Source organism: Paenibacillus sp. FSL H3-0469 (genome assembly GCF_038051945.1).
Classification (GTDB): domain Bacteria; phylum Bacillota; class Bacilli; order Paenibacillales; family Paenibacillaceae; genus Paenibacillus_AQ.
Window position 1 is genome coordinate 4,296,644 of the sequence record NZ_CP150302.1, and the last position, 13,364, is coordinate 4,310,007.

Below are 13,364 nucleotides of genomic sequence, written 5' to 3' on the forward strand. Positions count from 1 at the left end.
GTCACTCCTTCGTTCAAAAAAAATGAACGTTTCGTTCAGAAACGTTTCTTTGACTTAACCTTAGCAGCATCGTAGAGTGATGACAAGAACGGCGGCCGATTCCGTTATGAATGTACAAGGAGTGGGAGAAAATTGAATAACAGATTGACGATATATATTCTGGCACTTGCCGTTTTTCTGATCGGGACGATTGAATATATTATTACCGGTGTGATTGAGATGATTGCCGCAGATCTTGGCGTATCCACCTCCGAAGTGGGGCTGCTGGTGACCGTATTTGCGCTGTCCGCAGCCATTATTGCACCGGTGCTCATTGCATTGACCATTAATATGGACCGCAAAAAGCTGCTGCTGACCGCCCTCGGCGTGTTCATTGCCAGCAACGGGCTGATGCTGCTGAAGTTGCCTTATGAAGCTATGCTAGGAGTTAGAGTTATCCAAGGGGCAAGCGGGGGCATAGCTACTGTAGTCGCCATGGCTGTAGCTACAAGGCTCGTGGAGAGGGAGCGGAGAGGCAATGCGATTGGCATTATTCTGATGGGACTCAGCAGCTCGCTGGTTCTGGGCGTACCGGCCGGCACTTTTTTCAGCGGATACTTTGGGTGGAGGGCTCTGTTCATCATCGTCGGGGGGCTCAGCCTTATTCCGCTGTGCATCATCTCAGCCAAGGTCCCTGCCATAAAAGAAAAAGAAGCCGTCACCCTGAAGATGCAGCTCTCTGTGCTTAAGGATTCCAGAATTGTTACCGCTCTGGCGATCAGCTTATTGTATGTAGGGGGTTACGCTACACTCTTCACTTATATTACCCCTTACCTGCAGGCCGCATCCTCTCTGTCTGTCACCGAAATCAGCGGGGTGCTCTTCCTGGCGGGCGTCTGCAGCTTCATGGGCTCCAAGTTAGGCGGGCAATTGGCCGATTCTAGAGGATCGAAGTTCACCATTATCGCAGGACTTCTGTTACAAGCAGCCACACTCCTCCTGTTCGCACTAACGGGCGTTCCGGTGATCGTCCTTCTCCTGATCCTGATGCTCTTCATGCTGGGCACCTGGAGCATCTCCCCTGCGCAGCAGCTTCTGCTGGTCACCCTGGTTCCCCGGAACCCGGATATGGCCCTGAGCGTAAACACCTCCTTCATCCAGTTCGGATTCGCGCTGGGATCGGGCTTAGGCGGCTATGTGATCAGCCGTACCTCTGTGCTCCACCTGAACTGGGCGGGCCTCGCCGCTGTAGCGGTAGCTCTGATTCTGGCCGTCCGGCTGTTCAAGACTCAGAAGGCTTGATCGCACTTGAAGTACTCAGGCCGGGAGATGAACACAGCAAGACAAAGAGGCTATCCCCAGGGATGGCCTCTTTGCATGTATAGAAGAGCTGGCTGGTGATCAGCCGCACTTACTCTATTGCTACAGATGATTGACCGCGGCTGGCGGCTCATGCCCATCTGTTCCATTCGTCAGGCCCAGCGTGTGCGCTGCGGAAGCATGAATGTCATTCAATAGCTTCGGGTTAGCGGACAGGGACATGCCGTAGGCAGGAATCATCTGCTTGATCTTCGGCTCCCAGGCCTTGATCTGCTGCGGGAAGCACTTGGTGATGACCTCCAGCATGACAGAGACGGCCGTGGACGCCCCTGGAGAGGCTCCCAGCAATGCGGCGATGGAGCCGTCCGCGCTGCTGATGACTTCCGTTCCGAATTGAAGCATGCCTTTGCCGGCTGCTGTATCCTTAATAATCTGCACCCGCTGGCCCGCTACCACCAGCTCCCAATCCTCGCTTTTCGCATCCGGGATGAACTCCCGCAGCGCTTCCATGCGCTGTTCTTTGGACAGCATGACCTGCCCGATCAGATATTTGGTCAATGACAGATTCTTCGCTCCTGCTGCAAGCATCGTAACCAGATTATCCGGCTTGACCGAGGTAATCAGATCGAACATGGAGCCGTATTTCAGGAACTTGGGCGAGAAGCCGGCAAACGGCCCGAAGAACAGGGATTCCTGCTTATCGATCACCCGGGTATCCAGATGCGGAACAGACATCGGAGGTGCACCCACCGCAGCCTTACCATACACCTTGGCATGATGCTGGGCTACAATCTCCGGCTTCTTGCAGACCATGAACAGTCCGCTTACCGGGAATCCGCCAATCTTTTTGCCTTCCGGAATACCGGATTTCTGCAGCAGATGCAGGCTTCCTCCCCCGCCGCCGATGAAGACGAACTTGGCGTTATGACGCTCTGTTACGCCGCTGGCGAGATTCTTCACCTTCAGCTCCCAGGAGCCGTCCTGCGCGCGCTTCAGATCATCCACCTGATGATTATATCTAATATCGGTGTTATTGCTCTGTAAGTGGTTGAACAGCATGCGGGTCAGAGCGCCGAAATTCACATCCGTTCCCGAATCGATTTTGGTCGCCGCTATCGGCTGGTCCAGCTTCCGGTTCTTCATCATCAGCGGAATCCATTCCATCAGCCGCCTAGGATCATCGGAGAATTCCATGCCTTGAAACAGCGGACTATTTGAAAGCGCTTCAAATCGCTTTTGTAAAAATGCAACGTCCTTCTGTCCTTCCACAAAGCTCATATGCGGCACAGGTACAATGAAATCCTGCGGATTGTGTATTCGTTTCTGGCTCACCAGATAGGACCAGAATTGCTTGGAGAACTGAAATTCCTCGTTCACCTTAATCGCCTTGCTGATGTCAATCGATCCGTCCGGCTGCTCTGTAGTATAGTTAAGCTCGCAGAGTGAAGAATGCCCCGTTCCCGCATTGTTCCATTCTCCTGAGCTCTCCTCCCCGGCACCCGCACGCCGCTCAAACACGGTTATTTGCCAATCCGGTACTAATTCCTTTAACAGTGAACCAAGTGTTGCACTCATGATTCCAGCACCAATTAAAATAACGTCTGCTTTTGTTTGTTGGTTGCTCATATTATACCGTCCTTCTACCCTACGATTTGCAGGAAGGATGCAGGCACTCCTGCTTAGGCGCCATAGCAAGCCAGCGCGGACCAAGTCACACACCGTTTGGATCAATCCTGATCCTAGTTTATCACTAATGAAACTAAATTTTAAGATTTATCTTAATTTTTATAAACTTTTTAATTAATAATCACGGGCCGCATCGAACCAGCCCTGCGCCACTTCCTCTGTTATAGGCTGCCCGATCTGGTGCTCTGACTGGCTGAGCTGCCATACAGCTTCGCCAAGGTCTTCCCTCTCGGTAGTCTCGATGCCCTTCAGTGAATTGAAGCGCAGGGTGAAGGCGGTAATGGCTGCTTCCGCCTCTTCAAGAGTGCGGGCCTCCGCCATAGCTGCTTGCGCAGTATCATAGGCTTCGTTCGCCAGCTTGGCCAGACGCTTCGGCCAGGCCGCGAACGGGCGGCCGTATTCGCTCTGCCACCACTCCGGCTTCCTGAGCTGGCTTATGGAGGCATAATCATCCCAAGGGCGGACCTTGGCGCGCGCCTTCATCTGCTGCCGCAGACGTTTGCCTACGGCCTCCTCGACATTGTAGGCGATGAACCGGTCCAGCAGCGGCCATGTATCCAGGGAAGGCAGGCCTTCCAACTCCGGCATGAAACGGAGCTCCAGGCTGGTCAGCCCCGTCAGGCAGGCAAGCGCCTCCAGATCGCAGAAGCTTCCCCACAGGCTGAGCGACTCCAGGTTCGGGAATTGCTCCAGGCCGTCCAGCGAGATGGGCTGGCCCAAGGGCGGGCTATTCAGCGTCAGGTGAGTCACACCCTGCAGCTCCCCCAGATCCGGCAGCCGGTACGGCGCATCGCTCCTGCGCCGGCTCATATTCGGTACTAAGGCCAGAGTAGTCGGCAGATGACCGGAAACCGAGAAGCGGGTCAGATCGCCGGACAAGCTCAGGTTGTACAGCTTCTCCGGCAGAACCAGGCTCAGCTGTCCATTTGCCAGAGGTCCCAGTTTGATGCCCAGGGTATAGATGTTCGCCCGGCTACCGTCCAGCGAAGCAGCCTCCGGCAGCACCGGGGTCCAGCTTAGATTCTCAATAGGCCGCCGTTCCGCCCATTCCAGGAACCCCGCATCACCGCCGGTATAGCTCAGATATCGCGGCCAGGGGGAGCCTGCGGGTGTGGCGAACGGCTCGAAGACGGACCAGTTGATGCGCTCATCGGCAGCGACCAGCACCTCTGCCGGTGGCTTCGACTCCCTGGGGCCGATCGATAAGCTGCCCATACCGGGCTTGCGGTCAAGCGTGTGGCTGCCGGGCCCCGTCAGATCAAGGACATACCTTCCGGGTTCTGTAATCGGAGCCGGGGGAAGAGCTTGGTTATCTGTGGACATTTGCTTCATCCTTTCTGCTCGAACCTACCTGTTTTCTTAATACTACTAATATTCTCTATACTACCTTTGTTTGCTATTCTAACTCAACCATACGACATCGTGGGGTTCACAGCAAATTTCCCGGCCCTCTATCCTCGCTTACATTTGGTCCGTAAGCCCCCACCCGGCCCATTGTAATCGGTTTTTCGCATCCATTTCCGTTCATGCTCCCCTCGCGGCGCATTGTAATCGGTTTTCCGATTACATTTCCGTTCATGCCCCCCCTGGCGGCCCATTGTAATCGGTTTTCCGATTATATTTCCGTCCATGCCCCCCTGGAGGCCCATTGTAATCGGTTTTCCGATTACATCCGCCCCAGCACATTCCCCTCCCCGCACATTGTGTTCGGTTTTCCGCATACATTCGCCCTTGCCATAACGCGAACAAGCCCGGGCCGTTACCGGCCCAAGCGCTCATTCCCTCTTCAGTTGGAGTGCAGTCCCTACATACTCTGCACTTCATTCGTCCCTGGCTTGTACATACTCTCTGCTTCAACCGGATTCTCTTTGGCTGTCAGATGCTGGGGAGTGATCCGGCATACCTGCACCGGCCCGCCGTACACAGCCGAACGGTATTTATCGACATGCTGTTTGGATAACGGCCGGTTATAGTACCCGGGCACATATTTGTTCATCATCTCCTGCAAGACCTGCGTAGCCTCATCCAGATCCGTCACCGGCTCAGCCTGCCCGAAGACCATCACGCTCATATAGGCGGTATCGGTCTTGGCGGGCACGGGGTTCGTAATCGTCCCATATTCCTCACAGACCGTGAAGCATACCTCTGAATTCTCACTCATCACCTGATTGCGTCTTCCATCCCCGGCCCCGTGAAAATACAGTTTTCTGTCCATCCATACATAATTCAGCGGCACAACGTAGGGACGATTCCCATCCGCTAATCCCAGAAACCCAATTCTCGCCTGCATTAAAAACTGTTCAATCCTCGCCTCATCCTTGCATTCCCTAACCTTGTAACGAACCGGATTCATATCGAACCCTCTCCTTCCCGCGTCCTCCGCGTATACGTTATTTGGTAGTATATCAACTAATGGACTGTGCTAAAATATCCAAAGAAGACGGTTCCGAGCAATCCATAACGAAAAAACGGAACCTACCCTACGACTAGGAGGGATGCGTTATAATGTTCGTCAACCGTAACGACAAGGCCCCGATCTGGCAGCAATTGCTGAATCAGGCCATTCATAATATTACACAAGGCATCTGGGCGCCGGGCGAGCTGCTGCTCCCTTCACGCGTGCTCGCCGAGCAGCTTGGAGTCTCCCGCTCCACGGTGCAGCTCGTCTACGAGGAGCTGCTCAGCAGAGGGTATACCGTCACCTCCCGGCGGGGCGGAACACGGGTAAGCGACTGGAACCCGGCCATTGAAGCGCCTCAAGAGGAGTCGGTGCCGGAAGGACCCGTTCCTCCTTCCCTTCCCCTGCTGAACTCAGCGGTAGATCAGCTGCAGGACTGGTTCGGAGGCCATCAGCCTCAGGCGGTGGAGATCGATTTCACCCCCCACGAGCCTTATGTGGATAGAACCTTCCAGAACCACTGGCGGCAATCGCTGCTTCACGCCTCCGCCGCAATGGACGTATCCGACTGGTCCTACGGCAATCCCTATGGTCTCCTGCCGCTTAGGGAGCAAATCCAGCGTTATTTGCTGCTTGAGCGGGGGATACGGATTGAGACCGATCAGATTCTGTTGACCTCAGGCGCACAGCACAGTCTTGATCTGATTGCCCAATCCCTTCTCACAGAAGGCGATACCGTCTCTGTGGAAGATCCCGGCTTCCCTGCGGCCTGGATGGCGATGAATTACCGGCAGATGCACGTAGCCCCTGTCCCGGTAGACGGGCATGGTCTTGTGGTTGACCAGATCCACCCGGAATCGCGGCTGGTGTTCGTAACTCCATCGCACCAGTGCGCCATAGGCTCCGTGATGTCAGAGCCGCGCAGGCAGCAATTGCTGCACCAGACCGTTCAGGAGCAGCTATGGATTATAGAAGACGGCTATGACAGTGAATTCCGCTACCGCGGCGACCCGTTGCCCACGCTCTATAGCCAGGCGCCGAATAATACCCTGTATATGATGAGCTTCTCCAAAATGATCGCCCCGGCCATCCGCATCTCGGCGATTGTCGGCCCGGCCCGGGCCATTGCCCAGTTGGCGCGTGTACAGGAGCTGACCTACCGCCACCTTCCGGTGATGGACCAGCTCACCTTGACCCACTTCATCCAGAAGGGGCATTTCATGCGCCATATGCGCAGAGTCCGCAATGTCTACCGCCGGAGACATGAAGCCATCACCAAAGCGATAACCGCAAGCGGTCTAGGCGAACGGTTCACCCTGAGCGGAGCAGAGACGGGGCTGCATGTCTTCCTTGAGGCGGAGCCGGACTACAACGAGGAAGCCGTGACCCGGTTAGCGCTGGAGCAGGGAATTCGGGTATACCCGCTTGCCCATTACTGCCTTAAAAGCCGCAGGAAGGGCTGGGTGCTGGGGTTCGCCAAGGTGGATGAGGCCTTGATTGAGCAGGGGATTCACCGGCTGGCCGGGCTGCTCTTATAAGCGTGCTAATTCAGGGCTTGTCCTAGCTGAACAGTGAAGTAATACCCAGTGCAACGAACAGAAGCAATCCCAGTCCCAGCAGAATGCCGCCCATCAGCGAATACCGTACCTCTCGCTGAAACGATGCGGTGCCGGGTCCCCCCGGTGCCGGCCGACCCGGCTGGGCCACACTCTCCAGACGGGTACGCCGGCCTGTGCGCCGCCGCTGATAACCCATAATCAGTAACACTACCCCGAGCAGACTTAAGAAGCTGCCGGGATAGACAAATGCCATCCACAGGTTGCCCATAGTACACCTCCCTGTCCGTGATCTTGATCTATACTTAACCAAGTCATGGTATGCCAAACAGGGAGATGCAGCCAGGCTAGAAGCAGGTGAACGAGCTAACCCGGTTCAGATCAATTCCGAAGTATCCCCAGAAGAAGCCGTTCCACCGGAAGCCGGCAATCGAATTCCGGCCCACAAATACCGGATAGAACCAGAATTGCTCCCCGTTATTCAGCCAGATATACGTATTGTGGAACAGGCAGCCTCTGATGCCGCCGGGGTCAACCGCATAAGCCGTAACCGCCGGTGCTTGCGGTACGAATTGCGGCGGTGGCGCTGTCGGTGCTGCTACTCCTCCCGGCGCACCCCCGGGCGTTCCCGGAAATCCTCCGGGCCCTCCGCCTGGAATCCCTGGAGTCCCCGGCCCTCCCGGCAAGCCTGGTCCACCCGGAAATCCCGGTATCCCCGGAAATCCTCCGCCGCCTCCCGGCACTGGTATAAATCCCATATCTATTGCTCCTCTCTCGCTTCATTAGGCATAATCATCATATGCATTCGCGGAGAAGATGCCTGGGCGGATGCCCAGCTGCTATGGGCTTTTAACTGCCTCCTGCCTAGCCGAGGGTAACCGGCACTATAGCTCCATTTTGACACGGCCATAATAATCCGATAACTCGAACTCCTTGAGCGGAATATACCCCTGCCCTGTAAGAACAGTCCTGCGCTCTACCGCAGCGTCGATAGCTTTGGTCATGATCCATTCCACACCGAATTCATAGTAGAAATGCTCCTGCACCAGCTCCAGGACAGCGCTCAGCACCCCTTCCTGCTCATAAACGCTCATCAGATCTATGCGCAACACGCCATGCACCCCATAGCCGGGAGCCTCCCCGCGGTTAAACATCTCCACACTTCCGATGATCTCGTCAGTAGGATTCCAGATGATCGTCATGCGGACAAACTGCTCCGCGTCATAGCTGTACCGCCAGAAATCAAGCGCCTGCTTCATCCGCTCCGCTGTTGGATAGTAAAACGTATCGCCGTTGCAATTATCCGAGTTAAAAAAGGGTACCGCCTTCTGATCTGCGTAACAGTTAAGCAGACCTGCAATATCTTCCTCTTGCACCGGCCGCAGGGTGATCTGTTCATTTTTAAATATTGGACAATGCTTATAGATGGTGTACATCGTCTTCCTCCTCCTCATGGATCATCAGACTATATCGTAAGAGCGGAACTCATCAATGAACTCCTCCAGCCAGTCTTCCGTATAATCCAGCGCACCGCTGTCACTAATGAACTCGACATCCAGTCCCATCACCCACAACCGGCGGGCCATCATAAACAGATCAATTGCAGATTCATCTTGTTCGGAAAAGTCTCTGACCGAGCGGTAACCCGACATTAATGCCTGCCACAGCGGTTCCTTCTTCTCGTGCGGCAGACGTTTTCTGTGCCGGACCTGGGCCAAGTCGTAGGCCCGCCAACCCGGAGCCGCCCATTCAAAATCATAATGCGTGAACGTATCGCCTTCCTGGAAGGCATTGTTATTCCCGTGCAAATCTCCGTGGCAGATCCCCCAGTCCAGGCCCGGACTAGCAGCGTTGATCCGCTCCGTTAATGCACCGGCGAACTCTCGCAGGTACGCAGCTGAGCGGTGTCCCTCACCGAGATAATCCACAATACGGTCCAGCGGCCGGGAGATCAGAGCGCGGGTATCCAGATCCGGTCTAGGCAAATCTAAGGAGACCCTGTCCATGGCAGCATGCAATTCAGCAGCGGATTTTCCGAAGGAAGCACATGATTCCTCATCATGCAGCACGTTCTCCGTGCCTGTCAGATAACTGTAAATCACGGCAGCTCTCGGGCCCTCCGGCGCATCGATGACCGTATATAAACTGCTGTTCTTTTGAGGGAGGGGAACGGAAACCTTTGTATGTACTGCGCTCAGTTGGTGTTCCAGCTGTGTCAAGAGGGACAATTCATAGACAACATCACTTTCAGCTATCGATTGGCGGTAGATCCGAAGAATATATGTGCCTGTGCCGGTACGGATTCTGTAAGTATCGTTCAGGCCGCGTAACCAGAACAGGCAATCCTTCCAATCTCCAAGGTCATACAGAGAACTCAGACAGTATTCCAGATACTTTGGATCTAGAACGGAACGCATGGCCTTCGGTTTAGGATACATTTAGCTCTCCCCTAGCTTGCTGCTCCAGCCGGACAACGGTCTCCTCGAACGTTTTGACCGGGCTGTAGCCCAGCTCGTTTTTTATTTTGTCGCAAGTATATGCCGTTCTTATAGGGTCTCCGCCCGGTATAATGAACTTCTTGTTCAAGGCAAGACCGATCCGCATCGTAAAATCTTTCTCCGGATAATTTCCGTCAATGGCGTTATAGCACTGATTCACAGCCGCAGGCTGCGTCGCTGCCAGTACACACATCTCAGCCAGGTTGTCCGCGTGCACCCAGGGCGTTAAGTCCTCCGGATGAATCCAGTCCACTTCTCCGCAATCAGCAAGCTTAGTAATCAGTCTGTCGCCCCAGTGCGAGTTGGAATCGGAGCAGATCACTCCAGGACGTAGGATCACACTTGGCAGCCCGTCAGCCATTGCAGCCTGTACAATCCGTTCCGATTCACACTTGGTTGAAATGTAGACCTCCCCGTGGCCGAAGGCAAGACTGCTGGCCTCATCCAGCTCCACCTCTCCATCAAAATGACCATAGACCGATACCGTAGAAATATGCACGAAGCGCTCCACTCCCGCAGATACAGCGCCGTGGGCCAGACTCTGGACCCCCTGGATATTGGATGCCTCGGCAATCCCCTGGTCCTCCCCCAGATACGCCGCAGCGTGAATGATAACGTTCACATTTTGAAGTGCGTCCTTCATGGCCGCTCTATCGGTCAAGTCTCCGATGACGGGTGTAATGCCTAGCTTTTCACATAGTGCGATCTGGTCCTTATTTCGGATAAGTCCCTTGACCTCCGCTCCCTCGCTGAGGCATCTTTTTGCAATCTTATCTCCTGCTGTGCCCGTAACACCTGTAACGAGAACGACTTTATCTCGAAGTCTCATGGAGAACCTCCTTTTAGTAAATACTATTTTTTATCGCCTTCTTATCTATTTTGCCTACGGATGTCCTGAATAGTGAGTGAGTAATCACTAATCGGGTAGGCAGCTTATATTCAGCTATCGATTGACCGCAGAATTGTTGCAAGTCCTCTAGAGCGAGTGTCTGCATATGCTTAAGTACAACTACTGCTGTGACTTCTTCGCCTTCATCCGGCAAGGGTGTTCCTATAACAGCAGCCTCAAGAATAGAGGGGTGTGCGCTTATTACCTGCTCCACTTCAACGCAGTAGACATTAGAAGCTCCTACTATAATCATGTCTTTCTTGCGGTCTACAATGTATAAATAGCCGTCTTCATCCAGTCTGCCAAGATCCCCCGTATAGAGCCACCCATTTCGGATGGTCTTGCCTGTCTCTCCCGGGTTGTTCCAGTAGCCAAGCATAATCTGTTCACTTCGGCATAGGATCTCGCCAATGTCTCCTTGCTCTACTTCTTGCCCTGAGTCATTGACTATACGAATCTCAAAAGGCTTCTGGCCCCAGCGTTCCATATGGGATGGATTTCCGACCGATTGCAGCCGATGCAGCTTCCCTTCTGCAAGACACTCCTGCACGGATAAGAAGCTGATAAATTGGCCGCTCTCCGTCTGTGAATACACCTCGGATACCTGCGCGTTAGGGAATACTTCAAGCGCTTCATGCAAGGTCTTCCCACTGATAGGAGCACCTCCGCAGGATATGCCTGCCACGGACCCGACTTCTCTGGAATGGTTGCCTGCCAAGGCAGTGATATCCCTGAACAGAAGTCCGACTGTTCCCAGAAATCTGATCTGCTCGCGCTCAATAATGTCTATGACTTCGTTAACCTGCAGCGGATAAGAATCCGGATAAATGAGACAGCCCCCTTCAAAAAGAGTTGTCCAAAGGATAAATTGGCCGGTAAGATGGGCTTGATTAGGAACAAGCGATTTCTTGGCCGGATTATGCCCTCCGCCCCTTGCAGGGTTCATGAAAGCCCACTTTCTGATCGCACGATGGGAGTGCATCACTCCCTTGGAGCGTCCCGTTGTACCCCCGGTATAAATAAGAAGAGCGACATCATCCGGCTCTGCTATATACCATTCTGTTAGTGGAGAGGACACCGCTATTAAATTCTCTAAGGACAGGCCGCCGTTGACCGGCTCAAACGAGATGGTAAAAGCTACACTGGGCGCTGAAAGAGAAGAGGTTATTCTAGGATAATCCGCATCGTACACTATAGCTGTTGGGGCAGCATCTTCAAGGATCTGATGCATCTCTGCAGGAGTCAAACCTGGAGAAACCGTAACTGGAATGGCTCCTATAGCAATTACGGCACATTCTGCAATCACAAGATATGGGCAAGGATCAGCTGCAAGCGCCACCCGTTCACCGGGACCTACTCCCAAGTCCTTCAGCCCTCCCGCCACACAGCTTACCTGATGCAGTAATTGTTGATAGGTCAGATACTCATTTCTATACTTTGTAGCATAGCGATCTGGCTGTAACCGGGCCACATGAGGCAATATTTCTGAAAGAAGCATGCGTATACTCTCCCTAACAACAATTTTAACAATTGTTCATTTCATGATCAGTTCGTGCCTAAAGACTTCTCAGCCGAAATAATCGTCCGGCAAGTGCAGTTCCCGCAGGCAAGCAGCGAACTTTTCCCTGAAATTAGGATTCCGTTTGTATTCCGGCCAGACCGCCTTATAGTAAGGCAGCAGCTTCTCATGCGGAATAATAACGTCCCAATATGAAATGGTGCTGCGCACCACCTCTGTACCACCACTGCGGAACATTTGTCCAATGATCTCCCCGTTCTCCTGCTTGTTCCGGCAATCTCTCACGGCATAGACCGCAGCCGTCTGCATATCCAGGCTGGCATGGCACAGGAAGGGTGCGAAGTCGCTGAAGCTTACAGCATCGCAGTCTTTGAGGATATAACCTGCATAACGCAGGGTTTCTGCGTCGTCAACGTGCTCAAGCCTCTGCCGGATCAGCGGAATAAATTCGGTCCGGTCCTGATTCTTGCCGTGAGTATTCAGAATGATTAAGGCGTGCAGCACTCCCTCCGCGTCATCCGACTGCAACAGCTTCAGCAGATAGGGCCTGCCCGCCGCAAAAGTTGTTTTGCAGAGCAGCGAGATGGCTGTCTTGGAATCCCGGGGGCTTTGCTCAGCCACATTGTTAAGGAATTCCAGGGTGGTCGGGGCGATTCGCTTGAACTTGAACATAGCCTCCAGCGCCTTGACCTGCAGCTTCCCGTCAGGGGTGGTCCGATACAACTGAATGAGCGTATTCTCGTCACCCGGCAGCCGGGTGCCAAACCATGGGTTGTGATAATCCATAATAATCTCATCCAGCCAACGCTCGTACCAGTCCAGGAAGTTGTCCTCATAGACGAAGAAGAACGGGTGATCGGGATAAAAATCCGAAGTATACACAATCCTTCCCCGATGCTTCCCTTCCAGCACCAGATACATCTCATAATCGCAGCCCTGGGTGCCGATACACAGCATTCCGCCAAGCGCCTTGTTTCTGGCCTTCTCGTATTCTTCATCCGGGATGTCCCGCTCGCCCGTCAGCGGCTCCGTCAGGAGATTCCATTCCTCTGCGGTCATCCCCGGATGAAGTGCCGCCCGCCCCTGGAGAGCAGGAAGCTCGGTATAAGAGGTTGCCTGATCAAGCGGATAGATTCCGTAATACGGTCCAGCCCCGCCGTTGCCGATCTCTATCAGGAACCCGGCAAAAGGCTCAGGAAGCTGGACCCCGTAACGGGCCTCCCAATCCGCCAGCTCCTCTGCCGGAAGCTTCTCTTTCAGCTTGTATTGATGCGATGAGGCCCCGAATTCTGCGAACTCCGCATCCTTGCACAGAGCCTGCCCCAGCTTCGTCTTGATCCGCTCAAGCTGCGCTGTCTGCTTCTCTAACTCCATGATGATCCCTCCTGCATATTCAAAGAATGTCACATAATGGCCTGGCCGATTGTCTTCCATCATATCACACCCTGCATATATTTCAGGTTCCTCGTTCACTAGACAAGAATAAGCCCGCCGTCACGATACTATGACAGGCGGGCTT

General features: G+C 53.9%; 12 protein-coding genes. 2 read left to right on the top strand and 10 right to left on the bottom strand.

Annotated elements, in window-relative coordinates; all coding sequences use genetic code 11:
* The first annotated feature begins 132 nt into the window (after positions 1 to 132).
* Positions 133 to 1,281, top strand: a complete 1,149-nt coding sequence (locus tag NSS83_RS18845; RefSeq protein WP_341183308.1) for an MFS transporter — start codon at positions 133 to 135, stop codon at positions 1,279 to 1,281.
* 120 nt (positions 1,282 to 1,401) lie between these two features.
* On the opposite strand, the gene NSS83_RS18850 is transcribed toward NSS83_RS18845, so the two are convergent.
* The 3 genes from NSS83_RS18850 to NSS83_RS18860 all read right to left on the bottom strand — a co-directional run bounded on the left by NSS83_RS18850 (position 1,402) and on the right by NSS83_RS18860 (position 5,338).
* Positions 1,402 to 2,925 carry a malate:quinone oxidoreductase gene (locus NSS83_RS18850; RefSeq protein WP_341346255.1) on the bottom strand — a complete coding sequence of 508 codons (1,524 nt, stop codon included), beginning with the start codon at positions 2,923 to 2,925 and terminating at the stop codon, positions 1,402 to 1,404.
* Positions 2,926 to 3,099: 174 nt separating this feature from the next.
* Entirely contained in the window at positions 3,100 to 4,308 is a 1,209-nt protein-coding gene (locus NSS83_RS18855) for a hypothetical protein (protein WP_341346256.1), read from the bottom strand.
* A 481-nt stretch (positions 4,309 to 4,789) separates the two neighbouring features.
* The gene (locus tag NSS83_RS18860) at positions 4,790 to 5,338 is read right to left on the bottom strand and encodes a pyridoxamine 5'-phosphate oxidase family protein (RefSeq protein WP_341346257.1); all 549 of its coding nucleotides are present in this window, start codon (positions 5,336 to 5,338) and stop codon (positions 4,790 to 4,792) included.
* A 149-nt stretch (positions 5,339 to 5,487) separates the two neighbouring features.
* Here NSS83_RS18860 and NSS83_RS18865 point away from each other — a divergent pair, with 149 nt between their 5' ends.
* Complete coding sequence (locus NSS83_RS18865; RefSeq protein WP_341185174.1) at positions 5,488 to 6,921, top strand: PLP-dependent aminotransferase family protein; 1,434 nt, start codon at positions 5,488 to 5,490, stop codon at positions 6,919 to 6,921.
* 22 nt (positions 6,922 to 6,943) lie between these two features.
* On the opposite strand, the gene NSS83_RS18870 is transcribed toward NSS83_RS18865, so the two are convergent.
* The 7 genes from NSS83_RS18870 to NSS83_RS18900 form a co-directional block, all read right to left on the bottom strand.
* Complete coding sequence (locus NSS83_RS18870; RefSeq protein WP_341183304.1) at positions 6,944 to 7,210, bottom strand: hypothetical protein; 267 nt, start codon at positions 7,208 to 7,210, stop codon at positions 6,944 to 6,946.
* A 76-nt stretch (positions 7,211 to 7,286) separates the two neighbouring features.
* Complete coding sequence (locus tag NSS83_RS18875; protein WP_341346258.1) at positions 7,287 to 7,697, bottom strand: collagen-like protein; 411 nt, start codon at positions 7,695 to 7,697, stop codon at positions 7,287 to 7,289.
* 126 nt (positions 7,698 to 7,823) lie between these two features.
* A complete protein-coding gene (locus NSS83_RS18880; RefSeq protein WP_341183302.1) occupies positions 7,824 to 8,375 on the bottom strand; it encodes a GNAT family N-acetyltransferase in 552 nt (183 codons plus the stop codon).
* A 24-nt stretch (positions 8,376 to 8,399) separates the two neighbouring features.
* Positions 8,400 to 9,377: a phosphotransferase gene (locus NSS83_RS18885; protein ID WP_341183301.1), complete on the bottom strand. Its 978-nt coding sequence runs from the start codon at positions 9,375 to 9,377 to the stop codon at positions 8,400 to 8,402.
* Positions 9,367 to 10,266, bottom strand: a complete 900-nt coding sequence (locus NSS83_RS18890; protein ID WP_341183300.1) for an NAD(P)-dependent oxidoreductase — start codon at positions 10,264 to 10,266, stop codon at positions 9,367 to 9,369. Before NSS83_RS18890 ends, NSS83_RS18885 begins: the two co-directional genes overlap by 11 nt.
* Positions 10,267 to 10,279: 13 nt before the next feature.
* Positions 10,280 to 11,824, bottom strand: a complete 1,545-nt coding sequence (locus NSS83_RS18895; protein WP_341183299.1) for a class I adenylate-forming enzyme family protein — start codon at positions 11,822 to 11,824, stop codon at positions 10,280 to 10,282.
* Between the two features lie 69 nt (positions 11,825 to 11,893).
* Positions 11,894 to 13,219 (bottom strand): SMI1/KNR4 family protein, encoded by a 1,326-nt coding sequence (locus NSS83_RS18900; RefSeq protein ID WP_341346259.1) that lies wholly within the window; start codon positions 13,217 to 13,219, stop codon positions 11,894 to 11,896.
* Positions 13,220 to 13,364: the final 145 nt, after the last annotated feature.

Bases quoted from the DNA above. Each gene is read 5' to 3' on its own strand.
- NSS83_RS18850 (WP_341346255.1), bottom strand. From the start codon at position 2,925: ATGAGCAACCAACAAACAAAAGCAGACGTTATTTTAATTGGTGCTGGA.
- NSS83_RS18855 (WP_341346256.1), bottom strand. From the start codon at position 4,308: ATGTCCACAGATAACCAAGCTCTTCCCCCGGCTCCGATTACAGAACCC.
- NSS83_RS18860 (WP_341346257.1), bottom strand. From the start codon at position 5,338: ATGAATCCGGTTCGTTACAAGGTTAGGGAATGCAAGGATGAGGCGAGG.
- NSS83_RS18870 (WP_341183304.1), bottom strand. From the start codon at position 7,210: ATGGGCAACCTGTGGATGGCATTTGTCTATCCCGGCAGCTTCTTAAGT.
- NSS83_RS18875 (WP_341346258.1), bottom strand. From the start codon at position 7,697: ATGGGATTTATACCAGTGCCGGGAGGCGGCGGAGGATTTCCGGGGATA.
- NSS83_RS18880 (WP_341183302.1), bottom strand. From the start codon at position 8,375: ATGTACACCATCTATAAGCATTGTCCAATATTTAAAAATGAACAGATC.
- NSS83_RS18885 (WP_341183301.1), bottom strand. From the start codon at position 9,377: ATGTATCCTAAACCGAAGGCCATGCGTTCCGTTCTAGATCCAAAGTAT.
- NSS83_RS18890 (WP_341183300.1), bottom strand. From the start codon at position 10,266: ATGAGACTTCGAGATAAAGTCGTTCTCGTTACAGGTGTTACGGGCACA.
- NSS83_RS18895 (WP_341183299.1), bottom strand. From the start codon at position 11,824: ATGCTTCTTTCAGAAATATTGCCTCATGTGGCCCGGTTACAGCCAGAT.
- NSS83_RS18900 (WP_341346259.1), bottom strand. From the start codon at position 13,219: ATGGAGTTAGAGAAGCAGACAGCGCAGCTTGAGCGGATCAAGACGAAG.